The organism is Mesorhizobium sp. M1050 (genome assembly GCF_040318715.1).
Taxonomy (GTDB): domain Bacteria; phylum Pseudomonadota; class Alphaproteobacteria; order Rhizobiales; family Rhizobiaceae; genus Mesorhizobium.
In genome coordinates this window covers 18653-39147 of sequence record NZ_JAMYMV010000005.1, presented here as the reverse complement: position 1 = coordinate 39147, position 20495 = coordinate 18653, and the positions used below count along the sequence as shown (strand labels likewise).

The following is a 20495-nucleotide window of genomic DNA, read 5'->3' as shown; positions in this document are numbered from 1 at the left end:
CGTCAAAACGCCTGTCCGATGCCGGCATAGATGCCGAAATGCGGGTCGCTCGGATCGCGGTTGAGCGGCACGGCCGCGTCGATGCGCAGCGGACCGAACGGCGTCACATAGCGCAGGCCGACGCCGGCGCCGACCTTGACGTCGGAGAAATCGGGCAACGGTTTGGTCGACACGGTGCCGGCATCGACGAACGGCACGATGCCGATCGTGTCGGTGATGGCGATGCGCATTTCGACCGAAGTCTCGAAGAACGACAGGCCGCCGATCGGCTGGCCGGTGAAATCCTTCGGGCCGATGCCCTGATAGGCATAGCCGCGCACCGAACCACCGCCGCCGGAGTAGAAGCGCCGGTCGGCCGGCACGTGTTCGAGGCTGGTGCCGACGATCGAACCGGTGGCGACACGTTCGGCCAGCACGAACTTCGAAGCCGAATCCAGCGACTGATAGGCCGATCCCTCGCCCTTCAGCTTGAGGAAAGCCGCGCCGCTCAAAATGTCGTAGCTCGGCTCGGCATAAGCCAGCACCCGGAAGCCGCTGGTCGGGTTCAGCCGGTTGTCCCTGTTGTCATAGACATATTGCAACGGAATGCTGGCGATCAGGTATTTGTGCTTGCCGAAAGCGTCGTGGATGCGGGAATAGTCGAGCGCCAACTCAGCTGAAACCGTCTGGTTCTTGGTCAGTTCGTAGGACAGGCCGGTGCTGCCCTTGACCGAGAAATGGTCATAGGCATCAGGATGTTCGAGCACGGTCTTGACGCTGGCGATGAACTTCGATGCCGGCCCGATCACGCCCGGCTTCTCGAACATGATACCGGCATTGTAGTTGAGTTCGCCAAGATCGTTGCTGCCGATGCCGCTGATCTTACCATCGATGCGCAGCTTCTCGGCCCGGCCGAACAGGTTGCGGTGGCCCCAATAGCCTTCCAGGCCCAGCCCCTCGGTGTTGGAGAAGCTGCCGCCGACGCCGAAATAGCGCGGCTTGCGCTCGCTGACCTGGACGCCGATCGGAATGTTGCCGTCGGCGTCGAGCGTGTCGGCTTCCTTGAACGTCACGCTGTTGAAGACTTCGAGCGCCAGCAGCCGGTCGCGCGCATCGTCGATCTCTTGCGGCGAATATTGCCGGCCGCGCTTGAGGCCCGTCATGTATTCGGTGAAGTCGCGGTCGACCTTCTCGGTGCCTTCCACCGTGGTCGCTCCGTAGCCGGCGACCGGCCCGGCGGCGACCGTCAGCGTCACGTCCAGCGTCGAAGTGGCATGGTCCGCGACGATTTGCCGGTTCGTCACCTTGGCCAGCGGCCTGCCTTGCTCTTTCAGCGTCCGCACGATCAGTGCCTCGGCCTTGAGCACGGCGCCGGACCCGGCGTCGCCGCCTGATATCAGGCCATAGTCGGCGCTCATCAGCCCCGCCGCGTCGCCTTGCAGCCGGATATTGCCCAAGGTGAATTTCGGCCCGCTGGCGATGTCGATGACCACCGGGACCGGCTGCGGCCCCTTGAACTCGGCGTCGGGCGGCAAATCATCGAGCGGCTTGCCGTCGACGGTGACGGTGACCACGCCTTCGTAGCGGGCATCGGCATAGAGCGCGGCGACAAGCTGTTCGCGATCGCTGCGCGCCTTGGCCATCAGCCCGAGCGAACCGGAAACCGGACGCTGCTCGTCACTTTTCAGCGTCGAGGCGTTTTCGAGCTTCTTGACGAGATCCTTGTCGGCGTCGGGGGCATTGATGGTAACGGCATAGCGCAGCGGGTTGACGATGTCGGCATCCTCGTCGCTGGACGACCCCCACAACTTGATGCCGAAAAGCTCGAACGCAGCCGCCGGCCTTGATTCGGGAACCAGCGCCGCCGAGCATATCACGGCTATAAGCAGGGCGCGCAGAAGCACACGCCCTGGCGCGCGACCTCCTGACATCTGCTCTTCATGCGCCGGCATTAAGACAACCTAGGTTATAAAACTAAAATTGGAATGAAGTTCTGAAGCGCTCGTAAAGGGGCCACAATCCAATTGTCTGAAATAGGACGGGCTTGGAATTCACACCTTTTGCGTTGCCGCAAGAAAGCGTGATCCCCTGTCCTATGGAGGTACTACCGGCCATCGGCCGGAAAGGAAACCGTTGGCAGGCGGAACCCTGCCGCGTCCTTGCGTTGACAAGCCTGACTGAAGCTTGATCATGCCTGGAACGTCAGCTGTGTCTGGAGGGGTGCTATGGCAATGCGAGCGGCTCGTGGTCTGTCGGTCCTGATTCTTTTGTTTTTTGCCTGGAGTGGTATCGCGCAAGCGGCTGAATCCCGACGAATAGCGACGACGGACAATTCCGACTATTTCGGCTTTGATCTCAGATCCGACCAGAACGTCACGCTCGACCAGTGCAAGACGACATGTCTGGGCGATCCGGCCTGCCGCGCCTTCACCTACAACAACAAAGCCAAATGGTGCTTCCTCAAATCCGATTACAACCAGCTGAAACCGTTCAACGGCGCGGTCGCAGGCAAGGTCGTCAACATTGATGGCGATCCCGATATCGGCGCGCCGCCCGAACTCGCCTTCTTCCCCAACTGGATGGCCGACCAGGCCCAGCAATACCGCAACAAGTTGTTGGGTCCGGCCTATATCAAGCCGACCGAAGGGCTGACCGCGCTGACGACTGCCGCCGAGCAATCGGTGCTTACCGGCGACCACCGCTCCGCCATGCTGAGATACGAAGGCGCCGTGTCTGTCATGCCCGATGACGGCCAGCTCTGGCTCGACCTGGCGCGTGAAACGCTGGCCGTGCAACCCGCCGCCAACACTTCCGATGCCTCCACTTTGCCGGCAGACGGGACGTCGGCCGCATTCATCGCCTACAAGCTGCTCCGCACCACCAAGACGCGAGCAGAAGCGCTGGCGCTGCTCGGCAACGGCCTCGACAAGCGCGATCTCTACCGGCCGGCGCTGCAAGCCTACGAAGCCAGCCTTGCCCTGAACCCTTCGCCGGCGGTCCAGGCCGACTATGCCGATCTCAAGGCGCGCAAGGGTTTCCGCGTCATCGACCACACCCTCGATGCCGATACCAGCGCGCCGCGCATCTGCGCGCAATTCTCCGAGGATCTGGTCAAGACCGGCGTCGATTACGCGCAGTTCGTCACCGTCGACAATGCGCCGCCCAAAGGGGTCGAGGCCAAGGACAAGCAGATCTGCGTCGAAGGGCTGGAGCACGGCCAGCATTACGACGTTACTTTCCGCGCCGGCCTGCCGGCGGCGATAGGCGAAGTGACCGCAGCCCCCGTGGTGCTGTCGATCTATGTGCAGGACCGCGCACCGTCCGCCCGCTTCACCGGCGACAGCTTCGTGCTGCCGGCCGGCGCACGCCGCGGCATCCCGGTCGTCACCGTCAACATGAACGCCGCCGAGATGAAGCTCTACCGCATCGGCGATCGCTCGCTGGCCCAGCTTCTGTCGGGCTACCAGTTCCTGCACCAGCTTGACGGCTACGACATCTCCAACATTTCCGAGCAGATGGGCGCGCCGGTCTGGCAAGGCCAACTCGACATCGCCAACGATCTCAACAAGGAAGTCACCACCTCCTTCCCGGTCGACCAAGCACTGCCGCAGCGCAAGCCCGGCGTCTATGTGCTGACCGCCCAAGCGGTCAACGACAACGCCGACGACTACAATTCGATGGCTACGCAATGGTTCGTCGTCTCCGACATCGGCCTGTCGACCTATACCGGCCAGGACGGCCTGAATGTCTTTGCCCGTTCGCTGGGCAGCGCCAAGCCGATAGCAGGCGCCGAACTGACCCTGGTTGCCAGGAACAATGAGGTTCTCGGCACGGCGACATCGGATGCCGATGGCCACGCCGTCTTCAATCCCGGATTGACGCGCGGCGACGGCGGCATGATGCCGGCCGTGCTGATGGCCAAACAGGGCAACGATGATTTCGTCTTCCTCGACATGGGCCGGGCCGGCTTCGACCTGTCCGATCGCGGCGTCACAGGGCGCGCGGCGCCCGGCGCGCTCGACGTCTATGCCTGGACAGAACGTGGCATCTACCGCGCCGGCGAGGATGTTCATGTTGCGGCCCTTGCCCGCGACGGCGCCGCCAAGGCGGTCGAAAACCTGCCGCTGACCTTCATCTTCTCGCGCCCCGACGGCGTCGAGGACCGCCGCATCGTCAGCGACGGCGCCTCGGCCGGCGGCCATGCCGTCGACCTGCCGCTCGAACCCAACGCCATGCGCGGCACTTGGTCGGTGTCGATCTACACCGATCCCAAGCAGGCGGCGGTGGCCAGCCAGATGTTCCTGGTCGAGGATTTCGTGCCGGATCGCATCGAATTCGACATGAAGGCCGACAAGCAGGAGATCGCGCAGGGCGAAATCGCCAACATCAATATTGACGGCCGCTTCCTCTACGGCGCGCCGGCAGCAGGCCTGGCGCTGGAAGGCGAACTGACGCTGTCGACCTCGCGCGATTGGGACCGTTTCCAGGGCTTCTCCTTCGGCCTCGCAGACGAGCAGTCCGCAGAACCCACTGTTACCCCCCTCGCCGATCTGCCGGTGGTTGGCGATGACGGCAAGGTGACCTTCCCGGTCTCCGTCGATCAACTGCCCTCGACCACCAAGCTGGTCGACGCCAAGGTGACGGTCAGGATGCGCGAAACCGGCGGCCGCGCCATCGAGCGTTCGCTCGACATCGGCATCCGTCCGCAAGGCCATATGATCGGCATCCGCCCTGACTTCGCCGACAATGAAGTGCCGCAAGGCGGCACAGCCAAGTTCAGCCTGATCGCCGTCGATCCCGACGGCAAGCGCGAGGCGTTGAAAGGCGCGCAATGGACGCTGGTCAAGGTCGAACGCAATTACCAGTGGTACCGCTCCAACAATTCCTGGAACTACGAACCGGTCTCCTTCACCAAGTCGATCGCCAACGGCCAGGTCGACCTCAGTGCCGATGGCGACGCAACGGTCTCCGTGCCGGTCGATTGGGGCCAGTACCGGCTCGAGGTTGAAACCGCCGATCCCGAAGGACCGGCGACCAGCTACGAATTCGATGCCGGCTGGTACGTCTCATCTACCACCACCGAAACGCCTGACGGCCTCGAGATCGCTCTCGACAAGGACAGCTATGCCGCGGGCGAAGTGGCCAAGCTGAAAGTCTCGCCGCATTTTGCCGGGGAACTTCTCATCAACATCGGTTCCGACAAGCTGTTGAAGAGCGTTACGGCGTCAGTGCCGGCGGGAGGCAGCACCGTCGATATTCCGGTCGGCGACGACTGGGGCGCCGGCGCCTATGTCACCGCGACCCTGTTTCGACCGGGCGAGGCGCAGGAAACGCGCATGCCGGCGCGCGCCATCGGCGTGAAATGGCTGAAGGTCGACCCGGGCTCGAAGAAGCTCGCCATCACCCTGGCGCCGCCCGGCAAGACCATGCCGCGCCAGCAGCTGTCGATCCCTGTTTCGGTCGCCGGCGTGCAGCCGGGCGCCAATGCCTATGTCATGGTCGCGGCCGTCGATGTCGGCATCCTCAACCTGACCAACTACAAGGCGCCGGATCCGGAGAACTGGTTCTTCGGCCAGCGCATGCTGGGCATGGAAATCCGCGACATCTACGGACGCCTGATCGATGGTTCGCTGGGGAATACCGGCAAGCTCAGGACCGGCGGCGACGGCGCCAACATGCAGGCGCAGGGCAGCCCTCCAACAGAAAAGCTGGTCGCCTTCTTCTCCGGTCCCGTCGAGCTTGATGCCGACGGCAAGGCGCGGATCGACTTCGACATTCCGCAGTTCAACGGCACCGTGCGCGTCATGGCCGTCGCTTGGACCAAGGACGCAGTCGGCCATGCCAAGTCCGACGTCATCGTGCGCGATCCCGTCGTGATCACCGCCGGCCTGCCGCGCTTCCTGGCGCCTGGTGACGCCGCCGTCATGCGCCTCGATGTCGCCGACACCGATGGCCCTACCGGCGACTATGCGCTGTCGATCGAAACGACGGGCGATCTGTCGACGGGCGACAAGCCCCTGCCCCAGAAGCTGACGCTCGCCCAGGGCAAGCGGCAGACGCTGACCGTGCCGCTGATCGCACAGACGGCCGGCAATGCCTCGCTCACAATCAAGCTCGCCCATGCCGACGGCACCCAGGTCGAGCAGACGCTCTACGTGCCGGTGCGTCCGGCGCAATTGCCCGTCACCACCCGCCTGGTGGTCGACCTCAAGGGCAATGGCGGCGCGCTGCGCGTCGACAAGGAACTGCTGGCGGCAAGCCTGCTCGACGGCGCTTCCGTCAGCGTCGGCGTTACCCAGGCCGCCGCCTTCGACGTGCCGTCGCTGTTGATGACGCTCGACCGTTACCCCTATGGTTGCGCCGAGCAGACCACCAGCCGTGCCATGCCGCTTCTCTACGTCAATGAGTTGGCGTCCGGCATCGGCATGGCCAGCGACCCCGACATCCATGGCCGCATCCAGGACGCGATCTACAAGGTTCTGAGCTACCAGGCCTCGGGCGGCAGCTTCGGCCTGTGGGGTCCTGGCTCCGGCGATCCGTGGCTCGATGCCTATGTCACCGACTTCCTGACCAGGGCGCGCGAGCAAAAATACGACGTCCCGAGCCTGGCCATGAACCAGGCGCTGAGCAATTTGCAGAACTCGCTCGGCTACGACCAGAGCGTACAGGACCGTGGCAGCGAGATCGCCTACGCCCTCTACGTTTTGGCTCGCAACAAGAAGGCTTCGATCGGCGATCTGCGCTACTATGCGGACACCCAGCTCGAAGCTTTCTCCAGCCCGATGGCCGTCGCCCAGCTGGCGGCGAGCCTGGCGCTCTACGGCGATACGCCGCGCGCCGAAGCGACGTTCAAGACCGCCCTGCAACTCGCCAAGTCGACCACCGACTACGACTACTACCGCTCCGACTACGGCTCGCGGCTGCGTGACGGTGCGGCGATGCTGGCGCTGGCGGCGGAATCGAAGCCGGTGCCGACGATCGTGCCTGAGCTGATCAAGCTGGTGACCAGGGAACGCGCCGAAGCCCGCTGGACCAGCACCCAGGACGAATCCTGGATGCTGCTGGCGGCTCGCGCGCTGAAGGAAGGCAATGATGCAATCACGTTGACAGTCAATGGTGCCGCGCACGCCGGCGGCTATTCCAACCAGATCGACGGCAGCGACCTGGCCGACAGCCCGCTGACCATCGCCAACACCGGCAAGACTCCGCTGCAAGCCGTCGTCACGACGGTGGCGTCGCCGATCCAGCCCTTGCCGGCAAGCGGCGACGGCTTCACCATCGATCGCACCTACTACAAGCTCGATGGCACTGAAGCCAATGTCACCGAGGCGACCCAGAACGAACGCTATGTCGTCGTGCTCAAGGTCAACGAGCAGAACAGCTGGCCGTCGCGCCTGCTGGTAACGGACCTGTTGCCGGCCGGCTTCGAGATCGACAATCCAGGCCTGGTGTCCAGCGCCCAGTTGACCAACTTCTCATGGCTGGCGCAGACCGATGCGGCCCATCTCGAATTCCGCGACGACCGTTTCGTCGCCGCGTTCAACCCGGCCGACGGCGACCACGACCACAATCTGACCCTCGCCTATGTCGTACGTGCCGTGACGCCTGGCACCTATGCGCACCCGGCGGCAACGGTGGAGGACATGTACAGGCCGCAATATTCGGCTCGCACCGCTACCGGCATGATGGAGATCAAGGCGCCGTAAGGCGCTAGTGGTGATGGACGCGATAAGCAAAGTGCCCCCTCACCCGCCCTCCGCTTCGCTCGGTCGACCTCTCCCCGAGGGGAGAGGAGACGACCAGCGCCGGCGCCAGTCTCTTCTCCCCATCGGGGAGAAGGTGGCCGCGAAGCGGCCGGATGAGGGGGCATCTTTCCAGCCATGAAGATACTTCGCAAACTCGCTATTGGAGCCGCAGGCGGCGCCTGCCTGTTGGCGCTCTCCACCGCCTCCCTCTGGGAACTCGACCGCGCCTTCCCGCCACCGCTGCCTGCCGAACTCACGGTCTCGACGGAAGTCCAGGACCGCGACGGCCAGCTGTTGCGCGCCTTCGCCACGCCGGACGGCTACTGGCGGCTCGAAACCCGGCTCGATCAGGTCGACAAGCAATTCATCGACATGTTGGTCACCTACGAGGACAAGCGTTTCTGGGATCATGAGGGTGTCGACGTGCTGGCGCTGGCCCGTGCTGCCGGCCAGTTCGCCACCAGCGGCCACATCGTCTCCGGCGGCTCGACCCTGTCGATGCAGCTTGCCCGGCTGATCGAGCCGCGCGAAAGCCGCAGCCTCGGCTCCAAGATCAAGCAGATGCTGCGCGCCATCCAAATCGAGCGGCGACTGTCCAAGCGCGAGATCCTCGAGCGCTACCTGACGCTGGCCCCTTATGGCGGCAATCTGGAAGGCGTGCGTGCCGCGTCCCTCGCCTATTTCGGCAAGGAGCCGAAGCGGCTTACCGTGTCGGAATCCGCCCTGCTCGTTGCCCTGCCGCAGCTGCCGGAAAAGCGGCGGCCCGACCGCAACCTGAAAATCGCCCACGCCGCTCGAGACCGGGTGCTGACCCGCATGGTCTCCTCCGGCTTGCTCGCCGAGCGCGAGGCGGCACGTGCCGCCCTCGACGATGTGGCGGGGCTGCGCCGCACGCTGCCGGCGCTCGCCGCACACGCCGCCTATGCGATGCTGCCCAAGGCGGTTCCCGGTCAGCCTTTGCAGCTGACGATCCGCAAGAGCGTCCAGGAAGGGCTTGAACAGGTGGCGAGGGACGCGGCCGCCAAGCTTGGGCCTCGCCTGTCGGTCGCCATGGTGCTGGCCGACTCCCGCACCGGTGATATTCTCGGCGAAGTCGGCTCGGCCAATTTCTTCGACGCCAGCCGCGCCGGCTGGATCGATATGACCAAGATCGTCCGCTCGCCCGGCTCGACGCTGAAGCCGTTCATCTACGGCCTTGCCTTCGAACAGGGGCTGGTGGCGCACGAAACGCTGATCGACGACAGTCCTGTCGATTTCTCCGGCTACCGGCCGAAGAATTTCGACATGGGCTATCAGGGCGACGTCAGCATCCGCCAGGCGCTGCAACTGTCGCTCAACGTGCCGGCGATCCGCGTGCTCGACGCGGTTGGACCAACGCGTCTGATGGCGCGCTTCCACCAGGCCGGCGTCCGCCCCGTGCTGCCGGTCAACGAGGCGCCGGGCCTGGCCATCGGCCTTGGCGGGGTCGGGATAACATTACGCGACCTCGTCCAGCTCTACACAGGGCTCGCCAATGGCGGCAAGACGCACACGCTGCATGACGGCACCGAGCCCGCCAATGCCGAGCGCACCAGCGCTACCATCCTCGACGGTCAGGCCAACTGGCAGATCATCGACATTCTGTCGGGCGTCAAGCCGCCCGAGGGCGCCTTGCAGCGCGGCATCGCCTACAAGACCGGCACCTCCTACGGCTATCGCGACGCGTGGTCGGTCGGCTTCGACGGCCGCTATGTGCTGGGTGTCTGGGTCGGCCGCCCCGACGCCGGCGCGGTGCCGGGCCTGTCCGGCTATGTCTCGGCCGCTCCCATCCTCTTCGAGGGTTTTGTCCGCTCGGGCCTGGCCACCGTCCCATTGCCGGGCAGGCCGCCCGGCGTGATCAGCCCCAGGCGCGAGGACCTACCGGTGACGCTCGCCCGCTTCGGCGCCGGGTCGGACGGCCTCGTGCAGGCGACAGTGACCGAACCCGCGCCGACCATCATCTTCCCGCCCGACGGCGCCCGCATCGATCTCGACACCAACTCGGCCGATGCCTCGCCACTGGTTCTGAAATTGCAAGGCGGCCGCGCGCCGTTCCGTTGGCTGGCCAACGGCAAGCCGCTCGCCGGCATCGACCGTCGTCGCACCGCGACCTGGCAACCCGACGGCGCCGGCTATTCGACGCTGACCGTGATCGACGCCGCGGGACGCGCGGCCAGCGTCAAGGTGTTCGTCGAATAGACCGAGCCAAGCGATTCATTCAATTGGCTTTCCGGGCTCGGCAGATAGTAGGACATTCACCTATGCCTGTTCCGAGGCACCCCCCTCTGGCCTGCCGGCCAGAGGGGGGTGCCTCGCGCGATCCTTTCTTGTCGACAGCCTTGCCTCGACGCTGCTCATTTCTAAATAGGCTGGGTGTGCGGCATGGATTCTTCCCGGAGACGCAGGAGGAAAATATTTCTCCATGCTGCAAAGGATCGTCGAATATTTTCTCTAGAGGGGCAAAAAAGGCAACATTCAATGCATCTAATTTCTACCAGTTCGGTAGATTTGCCGTGGGTTCAACGGAGGCAGAAATGACCAAACCTCATTTCAGGAAACTGCTCGGCGCACTGGTCGCCACATCCATCCAGTTCGGCACGCTCGGCTTCGCGTTTGCCGACACCACCATTCTCAACGTGTCCTATGATCCGACACGCGAGCTCTACAAGGCCTATAACGAAGCCTTCGTCGCGCATTGGAAGGCCGAGACCGGCGAGACGGTCACCGTCCAGCAGTCGCATGGCGGATCCGGTGCCCAGGCCCGCGCCGTGATCGACGGCCTCGATGCCGATGTGGTGACACTGGCGCTCGAAGGCGACATCAACGCAATCGTCTCGAAGTCGAAGAAGATCAATCCCGACTGGCGCACAAAATTCGAAAACAATTCAGCGCCTTACACCTCGACCATCATCTTCCTCGTGCGCAAGGGCAATCCCAAGGGCATTCACGATTGGAGCGACCTCGTCAAGGACGGCATCCAGGTGATCACGCCCAACCCCAAGACCTCCGGCGGCGCTCGCTGGAACTATCTCGCCGCGTGGGCCTACGCCAGTGCCAATGATGGCGGCGACGAGGCCAAGACCAAGGAGTTCGTCGGCAAGCTCTACGCCAATGCCCCGGTGCTCGACACCGGCGCGCGCGGTTCGACCGTAACCTTCGCGCAAAAAGGCCTCGGCGACGTGCTGATCGCCTGGGAAAACGAGGCCTATCTGGCGCTCGACGAGTTCGGCGCCGACAATTTCGACATCGTCTACCCGCCGACCTCGATCCTGGCCGAGCCACCTGTGGCGGTGGTCGACGCCGATGTCGACGCCAAAGGCACGCGCAAGGTTGCCGAAGCCTATCTGAGCTGGCTCTATTCCAAGGAAGCCCAGACGATCATCGCCAAGAACCACTATCGCCCGGCAAAGCCCGATCTGGTGCCGGCGGAGGACCTCGCCAAGCTGCCTCCGATCAAGCTGATCTCGATCGACGACCCGCTTTTCGGTGGCTGGAAAAAAGCACAGCCTTATCATTTCGGCGATGGTGGTATATTCGACCAGATCTACAAGCCTCAGTAAGTCGATATTCAGGACGATATGACCACAGCACCCGCGCAGGCGGGGTGGCGATTCAAGCAGCCGAGCGTCATTCCGGGTTTCGGATTGACGCTCGGCTTCTCGCTTGCCTACCTCACCCTCATCATCCTCATCCCGCTTTCCGGGCTGCTCTGGCGCTCGGCCGCGCTTGGCTGGCCTGAATTTTGGGCGATCGCCACAGATCGCCGCACCATCAATGCGCTGAGGATCAGCTTCGGCACCGCCTTCCTCGCGGCGGCCGTCAATGTCGTGTTCGGCACGCTGGTCGCCTGGGTGCTGGTGCGCTACCGCTTCCCCGGCCGCCGAATCGTCGATGCCATGGTCGATCTGCCCTTCGCCTTACCTACGGCTGTTGCCGGCATCGCGCTGACCACTCTCTACGCGCCGAACGGCTGGATCGGCAAATTGCTGATGCCGCTCGGCATCAAGGTCGCCTATACCCCGCTCGGCATCGTCATCGCGCTGGTCTTCATCGGCTTGCCCTTCGTCGTGCGCACCGTGCAGCCGATCATGGAGGAGATCGACAGGGAGGTGGAGGAAGCCGCCGCCACGCTCGGCGCCAATCGCCTGCAGATCATCACCCGCGTCCTGTTTCCAGGCCTGGCGCCGGCCATCGTCACCGGGTTCGCGCTCGCCTTCGCGCGCGGCGTCGGTGAATATGGCTCGGTTATCTTCATCGCCGGCAATTTACCCTACAAATCCGAAATCGCGCCGCTTTTGATCGTCATCCGCCTCGAGGAATACAATTACCCCGCGGCAACTGCGATCGCGGCGATCATGCTCGCTTTGTCGTTCATCATGCTTTTGGTCGTCAATCTCGTGCAGACATGGAGCCGCAAGCGCTATGCCTGATCCCGAGATCAAATCCTACGAACCGCACCACGGAAGCCGGTCGGCGGCGGTCACGGAAAGTCGCCCAGCGCGTGTGGCGCTGATGGCTGTCGCCTTCGCCTTCCTCGGCATTTTCCTGGTCTTGCCGCTGATCATCGTCTTCAACGAAGCCTTCGCCAAGGGCATCGATGCCTACACCGAAGCGCTTGGCAATCCCGACACGCGCTCGGCGATCCGGCTGACCCTGCTGGTGGCGGCGATTTCGGTGCCGCTCAACATCGTCTTCGGCATCTCCGCCGCTTGGGCGATCGCCAAGTTCGAGTTCAAGGGCAAGGCCTTCCTGACCACCCTGATCGACCTGCCCTTCTCGGTCTCGCCGGTTATTTCGGGGCTCGTCTATGTGCTTCTGTTCGGTGCCCAGGGGTTGCTCGGCAGCTGGCTGAAAGCACATGGCATCGTCATCCTGTTTGCCGTGCCCGGGATCGTGCTGGCCACCGTCTTCGTCACCTTCCCCTTCGTCGCCCGCGAACTGATCCCGCTAATGCAGGAACAGGGCAATGGCGACGAGGAGGCAGCACTCTCGCTTGGCGCCAATGGCTGGCAGACCTTCTGGTACGTGACCTTGCCCAACGTCAAATGGGGGCTGCTCTACGGCGTACTCCTGTGCAATGCGCGTGCCATGGGCGAGTTCGGCGCGGTGTCGGTCGTGTCGGGCCACATACGCGGCCTGACCAACACCATGCCGCTGCATGTCGAAATCCTCTATAACGAGTACAACGCTGTCGGCGCCTTTGCCGTCGCTTCATTGCTTGCGGGCCTGGCGCTCGTCACGCTGGTCTTGAAAACACTTCTCGAGATGCGCTACGGCGCCGAGATCGCCGCGACGCGCGGGCACTGACAGAGGGATTTGCATGGAAGTTCGCGTTGCCAACGTACGCAAGGAGTTTGAGCGGTTTCCGGCGCTTCATGACGTGTCGCTCGACATCAAGTCGGGCGAGTTGATCGCGTTGCTGGGGCCGTCCGGTTCCGGCAAGACGACGCTGCTCAGGCTGATCGCGGGGCTGGAGCGGCCGACGCGAGGCAATATCTTCTTCGGCGACGAGGACGCCTCGCACAAGTCGATCCAGGAGCGCAATGTCGGCTTCGTCTTCCAGCACTATGCGCTGTTCCGGCACATGACGGTGGCTGACAATATCGGCTTCGGCCTGAAGGTCCGGCACGGGTCGTCGCGCCCGCCGGCGCAGGAAATCCGCCGCCGCGCCTCAGAGCTGCTCGACCTCGTCCAGCTTTCCGGGCTCGAAAAGCGCTATCCGGCGCAGCTCTCAGGCGGCCAGCGCCAGCGCGTGGCACTGGCGCGCGCCATGGCCATCGAACCTAAGGTACTGCTGCTCGACGAGCCGTTCGGTGCGCTTGACGCGCAGGTGCGCCGGGAATTGCGCCGCTGGCTGCGTGAGATCCACGACGCCACCGGCCACACCACCGTCTTCGTCACTCACGACCAGGAAGAGGCGCTGGAGCTTGCCGACCGCGTCGTGGTGATGAGCCAGGGCCGCATCGAGCAGGTCGGCACTGCCGACGACATCTATGACGCGCCCAACTCACCCTTCGTCTACGGCTTCATCGGCGAATCGAGCTCGCTTCCGGTCAAGGTCGAAAATGGCGAGATCTGGCTCGCCGACCGTCCGATCGGGCTTGCCGCGCCGAACGAGCCCTCGGGCGAAGCGACGCTTTACTTCCGTCCGCACCATGTCGAATTGCTGGACGGCTGCAGCGGCTGCATCGCCGGCACGGTTGCCGCCAGCCGCCGCGTCGCCGGCACGCGCCGCGTCGAACTCGAGATCGGTGGCGAGCGCCAGCGGGTCGAAATCGAATTGCCTGTCGATCATCCCGCGGCGCAGAAAAGCCGGGTGGCGTTCCGTCCCGGCCGCTGGAAGCTGTTTCCGCCTGCCTGATACTCGGTCGAGCGCTATTCCAGCCAGTTCTCGACCCAGCATCGCGATGCGATCTTCTTGCCCACGATCAGAACTGAAGGGTGTCTCTCTTTGGAAGAAAATCCTGGCATCCGGCTGTTTCGGCGATAGCTTTTCTCGCAGCACAACCACAGAGCCGTCTCGCGTGCCTCGTCGCGCACCGCGCGCCACAGCTATGGTTCGACCATAAACCAATTGCATCCGGAGCTTGTTTTCATGAAGCGATTTTTCCTCGGCGTCGCCACCGTCGCCGGCCTGCTCCTGGCATCCTCCCAAGCTTGGTCGGCCGACAAATTGCTCAACGCATCCTATGATGTCGGCCGCGAACTGTTCGTGCAGATCAACAAGGCCTTCATCGCGCACCATCCGGGCGTCGCCGTCGACCAGTCGCATGCCGGCACCTCGGCGCAGGCGCGTGCCATCGCCGAAGGCCTCGCTGCCGATGTCGTCACCTTCAACCAGGTCACCGACATCGACTTCCTCGTCAAGAAGGGCCTGGTCTCGGCCGACTGGCAGAAGGATTTCCCCGACAACGCCTCGCCTTTCTATTCGCTGCCGTCCTTCCTGGTGCGCGCCGGCAACCCCAAACATATCAAGGACTGGAACGATCTCGTGCGCGACGACGTGCAGGTGATCTTCCCCAACCCGAAGACATCAGGCAATGCGCGCTACACCTATCTGGCGGCTACCGCCTATGCCAAGGAAGCCTTCAAGGGCGACGACGCCAAGGTGAAGGAGTTCATTACCAAGTTGTTCAACAACGTGCCGATCTTCGACAATGGCGGCCGCGCCGCGACCACAACCTTCGTGCAGCGCGAGATAGGTGACGTGCTGATCACCTTCGAGTCCGAGACGCGCGGCATCCGCAAGGAGTATGGCGACGACAAATTCGAGCAGGTCACGCCCTCGGTCAGTCTGCTGGCCGAATTCCCGGTCGCCATCGTCGACAAGGTCGCCGACGAGCATGGCACGCGCGATCTGGCAAAGACCTATCTCGACTTCCTGTACACGCCTGAGGGCCAGGACATTCTCGCCCAGAACGGCACCCGGGTCCGCGACGCGGCAGTGGAGGCCAAATACAAAGCCCAGTTTCCCGACGTCCGGCTGCTGACCGTCGAAGGCGTTTTTGGCGGCTGGGACAAGGTGCAGAAGGAGCATTTCGCCGCCGGCGGCCTGCTCGACCAGACCTATGGCAGCCGCTGACGACACAAACATCCGGAGAAAACAAAGAAAGCCGGCACCCTGCCGGCTTTCTTCGTTTTGTGCTCCGGAAACCCGGTTTTCAGCGAAATATCGGCGTCATCCGTGCAGAACGTTACAAAGAATCAACGTGTTTGCGCCTAACATGCCATTCGGCGCCTTGTTTTCGCGAAATATCGCCGCACGGCAAAAACGTCATTATTTGCACACAAACAGTCGCCAGATGCGAGTGGTTGGGGCTTCAATGGGGTGATCTGGGCATGCTGACAAAAAAAGGCAAATACGGCCTCAAGGCCCTCGTGCATCTGTCTGGCCTGCCACTGGGCCAATTGGCCTTCGTCAACGACATCGCGGTGGCCAACAATATTCCGAAGAAATTCCTCGATGCCATCCTGGGCGAGTTGCGCAATGCCGGTTTCGTCCAGAGCCGCAAGGGCAAGGAAGGCGGCTATCGCCTCGCCAGGCCGGCCTCTGAAATCAAGATCGGCCATGTCGTGCGGGTGCTTGACGGGCCGCTGGCGCCGATCCCCTGCGCCAGCCGCACGCAGTATCAGCGCTGCGACGACTGCGACGAGGCTACCTGCCAGGTCCGGCAGATGATGCTGGAGGTGCGGCAGGCGATCGCCGAAGTGCTGGACAATCGCAGCCTCGCCGCCATGCGCGATGCCGACAATGATGATTTCCCCGTCGAACTGACGTCACAGATCTAGACCACCGACTGCCAATCTGCCGCCGCGTATCGAGGTTTCGCTTGTAGCGCCATATGCGCATGGAATCCCCTGATTACGCCGCCGCCACCCGCGCTGTGCTTGGTGAAGGCACCGATGCGCGCAAACTGTTCGAGGGTTTGCTGGCGGCTCCGCCATCGCCGGTGGCAGGCCGCTGGTCGCCTTACGATCCGGTTCAGGGCAACGAACTCGGGTTAACGGGTTCCTTCGGAGCCTTTGCCGGCGTGCGCAGGCTGACGGAGCATCAAACGAAAAACCCGCCTGTGCGACGGGTCACTGGCGCAAATCAGCACCATAAATGAATATGTACCATAGCTGAGGTCACGGGATCAAGAAAAAATTCCTATCGACCGGCGTAGCTGGTGGGCGGCCGCACCGACGAGTTCGCCGACCGGGCGGGTCGCATCGAGCGTCAAGGCCCTCTCATCCGCTGTCGGCTCTAGGATAGCGAACTGGCTGTCGACGAGGCTTGCCAGCATGAAATGGCCCTTGCGGCTGACGACACGCCACCTGGCCGTGTCAGCGTCGATCTCCAGATAGAGGAAGACGATCGCAGGGCAGAAGCCGCTCAAGCGCGCGCGATAGCTGCGCTTCAGCGCCGAGCAGGCGGCAATCACGCCTTCGCCCTGCCCTACCGACGCGGCGATGCGCTCGCCGATCGCGTCAAGCCAGCCTTCACGAAGTTGATCGGTGAGTGGCTCGCCGCTCGCCATGCGTGCGACGTTTTCCGGCGGGTGCAGCCTGTCACCCTCGATAAAGGTAACGCCCAGCGCGGCCGCCAGTGCAATACCGACGGCCGACTTGCCGCTGCCGGCGACGCCCATCACCACGATGGCTTGAGGCAATGAGCCGGGAGCGCCAATTGGCGCCTGTGCTGGCCTTTCGCCCACTGTCAGCGGCTTGCCGGCGCGCGGCCGTAGAGCAGCAGCATGGCGACGATGACGACGCCATAGATGATCTGCCGCCCCGCCTCCGGCATCTGCATGACCGACAGGATGGATTGCAGCAGGGTGATCAGGATGACACCGGCGACGGTGCCCAGATACGAGCCGCGCCCGCCCAGGATCGAGGTGCCGCCAAGCACGACAGCTGCGATCGACGGCAGCAGATAGGCATCGCCCATCGACTGCGCCGCCTTGGAGGCATAGCCGGCGAGCAGCACGCCGCCGAATGCGGAGAGCCCGCCCGATACCGCGAAAGCGATCATCACCACGCGCCGTGTGTCGATGCCGGAGAGATAGGCGGCGCGCTCGCGGTTGCCGATGCCGTAGACGGTGCGGCCGAAGCTGGTGCGGGTCAGCACGAACACCATTGCAGCGCCGATCAGCGCCCAGATGATGACGGCGTTGGGGACGCCCGGAATGGCAAAGCCGGTCGCCAGGTAGCGCATTGCGCCCGTCGCCGAATCCTGTGGCGAGAAGCCGCCGGTGTAGACGACCATCAGACCCTGCGCGACGGCGTTGGTGGCCAGCGTGATGATCATCGAGGGGATGCGCAGATAGGCGACGCCGATGCCGTTGACGACGCCGATCAGCATGCCGCAGACGATGCCGGACGGAATGGCCAGCGCCACGCCGACCGGACCATAGGCCGCCGCCGCACAGGCCATCATCGCGCCCGCCGCCACCGCCCACGGCACCGACAGGTCGATCTGGCCAAGCAGGACGACCAACATCATGCCGGTGGCGATGACACCGAGGAACGAGGCGACCTTGAGCTGCTGCAAGAGATATTCAGGCGACAGGAAGCTTCTGGAATAGAGGCTGCCGAGGAACAGCAGAAGCACGATGCAGGCAAAGGCCGTCAGCACCGCCGGATCGGCGCGGCGGATGAACCTGGGCATGCGGCCGGCAATGCCGCCAAGCGTCGTTTCGCTCACAGGAACCACTCCAGCCGGTTGCGGACCCGAAACAAGGCGAAGGCGCCGAGGCTGACGGCGACCAGCAGGATAACGCCCTGGAACAGCGGCTGCCAGAGCGGATCGAAATCGAACACGAACAGCAGGTCGCCGATGGTGCGGAAGGCGAGCGCGCCGAAGATCGCGCCTATGGCGCTGCCCTTGCCGCCGAACAGCGAGACGCCGCCGAGCACCACGGCGGCGATCGAAAACAGCGTGTAGGCGTTGCCGCTGGCATAGGCCGCCTCGCCCGTATAGGTGAAGAAGGTCAGGAACAGGCCGCCGATCGCAGCCAGCAGCCCGGCCAGCGTGTAGGCAGCGAATTTGCCGCGCCGGATTGGCACGCCGGACATGTAGGCCGCCGTCTCCGACGACCCTGCCGCATAAGCGGCGCGGCCTAGCACCGAGCGGCTGAACGGCACCCAGATCACCAGCACGATTGCCAACAGCGCGGCGAGGCTTGCCGGCACCACGCCGAACACGCGGCCGGTCAGCGCGTCGGCCAGATCCTCATTGACCGAACCGCCCGGAAATGGCCGCAGCAACAGGCCGATGCCGTAATAGACGGCCCCTGTGGCAATCGTGGCAACGATCGGCTGCAGCCGCCCATAGATGACGATGGCGCCGTTGATGGCGCCGCATAAAAGGCCCACCGCCAGCACGGCGATGACGCCAAGCGTCGTCTGCATCGGCGTACCCACCACCAGCCAGGAGGCGAGGCAGTTGGTGAGCAGGAAAATCATGCCGATGGACAAGTCGATGCCGGCGGTGATCACCACCAGCGTCTGCGCCATGGCGACGAAGGCAAGCAGCACGCCCTTGTTCGCCGCCGTCTGCACGACATTGGCGGTGAAACCGGCCGGATGGTTCGAGGTGTAGATGACGAACATGACGATGAAGATGCCAAATGCCAGCAGCGTTCCGCGTTGCTCGGCAAGCCAGTAGCGCCAATCCTTCATACGTCCGCCCCCAGGCTCACGGGGCTGTCCTCGCCATGGATGTTGAGCGCACTTGATATCAGCGCCCGCTCGCTGATCTCGGCGCCGACCAGCTCGCGCTTGACCGCTCCATCATAGAGCACCAGCACACGGTCGCAGCACCCGATCAACTCGTCATAGTCGGTCGAATAGAACAGGATCGCCGCACCCGCATCGGCAAGCTTGCGCATCAGTTGGTAGAGCTCCTGCTTGGTGCCGACGTCGATGCCGCGTGTCGGATCGTTGAGTAGGATGATGCGCGGCTGGCGCATCAGCCATTTGGCGATGACAACCTTCTGTTGGTTGCCGCCCGAAAGTGCCGCGACCGGAATGTCGAGGCCCGCCGTCTTGATCGCCAAAAGGCCGACCATGTCGTCGATCAGCCGCTGCTCGGCGGCGCGGTCGATGATGCCGGCTTTCGAGAGCCGGTCGAGGGCTGCGAAGGACAGGTTCTCGCGCACGGTCATCGGCAGCATCAGGCCTTCGGTCTTGCGGTCCTCGGGAATGAGCGCCATGCCGATGCCGTCCTCGCGCGCAGCCGCGGGGCTGGCGATCGTGACCGGTTTGCCGTCGATCAGGATTTGACCGCTGAGGCCGCGCAGCACACCGAAGAAGGCGAGCAGCAATTCGCGCTGGCCCTGACCGTCAAGGCCGCCGAGGCCAACCACCTCGCCGGCCCTGACAGTCAATGAAATATTGTCCAGCCGGTCAGTCCACGAGAGCTTGCGGGCCTCTAACCTGGGGGCGGCGGTCGCAGGCACGGCCGCGGGTTTCGGCGGAAAGATGTGGCTGTATTCGCGGCCGATCATCAGTTCGACCACTTCATTGTCGCTCTTCGAACCGGCCGGATAGCTTGCGACGTTACGACCATTGCGGAACACCGTGCACTGGCCGGCCAATTCGGCGATCTCGTTCATGCGATGCGATATGTAGAGCAGGGCCAGCCCTTCCGAGCGCAGCCGCTTCAGCACCGCGAAGATGTTCGAGACGTCCGCCGCCGTCAGCGCCGACGTCGCCTCGTCGAGGATCAGGATGCGCGGCTTTCTGGCGAGTGCCTTGGCGATTTCGACCATCTGCCGCCGCGACAAGGGCAGGTCCTTGACCAGTGCCGACGGATGAATGTCGGCCGCACCCGCGCGCGCCAGCGCCTCTTCCGCGATGCGGCGCTGCGCCTTGCGGTCGATCATGCCGAAGCGTTTGGGCGGATCGGAGATGACGATGTTGTCGGCGACGCTGAGTTCTGGAACCAGCGACAGCTCCTGGAAGATACAGACGATGCCAGCCTGGTTGGCAGCAGCCGGCGACGCGAAAGTCACCTCGCGGCCATCCAGTGTCATTCGGCCTTCATCGGCCGCGACGACGCCCGCCATGATCTTGATCAGCGTCGATTTGCCGGCGCCGTTTTCGCCAAGGATGGCGTGGATGCTGCCGGACGTGACCGAAAGTTCGGCCTTTTCCAGCGCCCGCACGCCACCATAGCGCTTGGATATTCCTTCCATCCGGAAGAGCGGAACCGCACCGTCCATCGGCCCTCCCCAGGCACTTTGACGACCAGACTATCGAGTGGTCGGC

General features: G+C 63.8%; 14 protein-coding genes. 9 read left to right on the top strand and 5 right to left on the bottom strand.

The window, feature by feature from the left end:
• Positions 1–2 precede the first annotated feature (2 nt).
• Positions 3–1931: an autotransporter assembly complex protein TamA gene (locus NKH57_RS04435; RefSeq protein ID WP_352942073.1), complete on the bottom strand. Its 1929-nt coding sequence runs from the start codon at positions 1929–1931 to the stop codon at positions 3–5.
• Positions 1932–2204: 273 nt separating this feature from the next.
• On the opposite strand from NKH57_RS04435, the gene NKH57_RS04430 reads away from it, so the two are divergent.
• The 9 genes from NKH57_RS04430 (at position 2205) to NKH57_RS04390 (ending at position 16351) form a co-directional block, all read left to right on the top strand.
• The gene (locus tag NKH57_RS04430) at positions 2205–7685 is read left to right on the top strand and encodes an alpha-2-macroglobulin family protein (RefSeq protein WP_352942071.1); all 5481 of its coding nucleotides are present in this window, start codon (positions 2205–2207) and stop codon (positions 7683–7685) included.
• Positions 7686–7859: 174 nt separating this feature from the next.
• Entirely contained in the window at positions 7860–9941 is a 2082-nt protein-coding gene (pbpC, locus tag NKH57_RS04425; protein WP_352942068.1) for a penicillin-binding protein 1C, read from the top strand.
• Between the two features lie 335 nt (positions 9942–10276).
• Complete coding sequence (locus NKH57_RS04420; protein ID WP_023756925.1) at positions 10277–11302, top strand: sulfate ABC transporter substrate-binding protein; 1026 nt, start codon at positions 10277–10279, stop codon at positions 11300–11302.
• 18 nt (positions 11303–11320) lie between these two features.
• Positions 11321–12172 carry a sulfate ABC transporter permease subunit CysT gene (gene cysT, locus NKH57_RS04415; RefSeq protein ID WP_023756924.1) on the top strand — a complete coding sequence of 284 codons (852 nt, stop codon included), beginning with the start codon at positions 11321–11323 and terminating at the stop codon, positions 12170–12172.
• Positions 12165–13049 (top strand): sulfate ABC transporter permease subunit CysW, encoded by an 885-nt coding sequence (gene cysW, locus NKH57_RS04410; RefSeq protein WP_023756923.1) that lies wholly within the window; start codon positions 12165–12167, stop codon positions 13047–13049. Before cysT ends, cysW begins: the two co-directional genes overlap by 8 nt.
• A 13-nt stretch (positions 13050–13062) precedes the next feature.
• A complete protein-coding gene (locus tag NKH57_RS04405) occupies positions 13063–14103 on the top strand; it encodes a sulfate/molybdate ABC transporter ATP-binding protein (RefSeq protein ID WP_352729442.1) in 1041 nt (346 codons plus the stop codon).
• Positions 14104–14337: 234 nt separating this feature from the next.
• Positions 14338–15324 (top strand): sulfate ABC transporter substrate-binding protein, encoded by a 987-nt coding sequence (locus NKH57_RS04400; protein ID WP_352942064.1) that lies wholly within the window; start codon positions 14338–14340, stop codon positions 15322–15324.
• A 257-nt stretch (positions 15325–15581) separates the two neighbouring features.
• Positions 15582–16031 carry an RrF2 family transcriptional regulator gene (locus NKH57_RS04395; protein ID WP_023756920.1) on the top strand — a complete coding sequence of 150 codons (450 nt, stop codon included), beginning with the start codon at positions 15582–15584 and terminating at the stop codon, positions 16029–16031.
• Between the two features lie 59 nt (positions 16032–16090).
• On the top strand, positions 16091–16351 hold the full coding sequence (locus NKH57_RS04390) for a hypothetical protein (RefSeq protein WP_352942061.1): 261 nt from the start codon (positions 16091–16093) through the stop codon (positions 16349–16351).
• Between the two features lie 27 nt (positions 16352–16378).
• On the opposite strand, the gene NKH57_RS04385 is transcribed toward NKH57_RS04390, so the two are convergent.
• The 4 genes from NKH57_RS04385 to NKH57_RS04370 are packed head-to-tail and all read right to left on the bottom strand — an operon-like array spanning position 16379 to position 20449.
• Positions 16379–16939 (bottom strand): gluconokinase, encoded by a 561-nt coding sequence (locus NKH57_RS04385; RefSeq protein ID WP_352942059.1) that lies wholly within the window; start codon positions 16937–16939, stop codon positions 16379–16381.
• A 2-nt stretch (positions 16940–16941) separates the two neighbouring features.
• On the bottom strand, positions 16942–17928 hold the full coding sequence (locus tag NKH57_RS04380; protein ID WP_352942056.1) for an ABC transporter permease: 987 nt from the start codon (positions 17926–17928) through the stop codon (positions 16942–16944).
• The gene (locus NKH57_RS04375; RefSeq protein WP_352942054.1) at positions 17925–18905 is read right to left on the bottom strand and encodes an ABC transporter permease; all 981 of its coding nucleotides are present in this window, start codon (positions 18903–18905) and stop codon (positions 17925–17927) included. The genes NKH57_RS04380 and NKH57_RS04375 overlap by 4 nt, the downstream gene beginning before the upstream one ends.
• A complete protein-coding gene (locus tag NKH57_RS04370) occupies positions 18902–20449 on the bottom strand; it encodes a sugar ABC transporter ATP-binding protein (RefSeq protein WP_352942052.1) in 1548 nt (515 codons plus the stop codon). Before NKH57_RS04370 ends, NKH57_RS04375 begins: the two co-directional genes overlap by 4 nt.
• Positions 20450–20495: the final 46 nt, after the last annotated feature.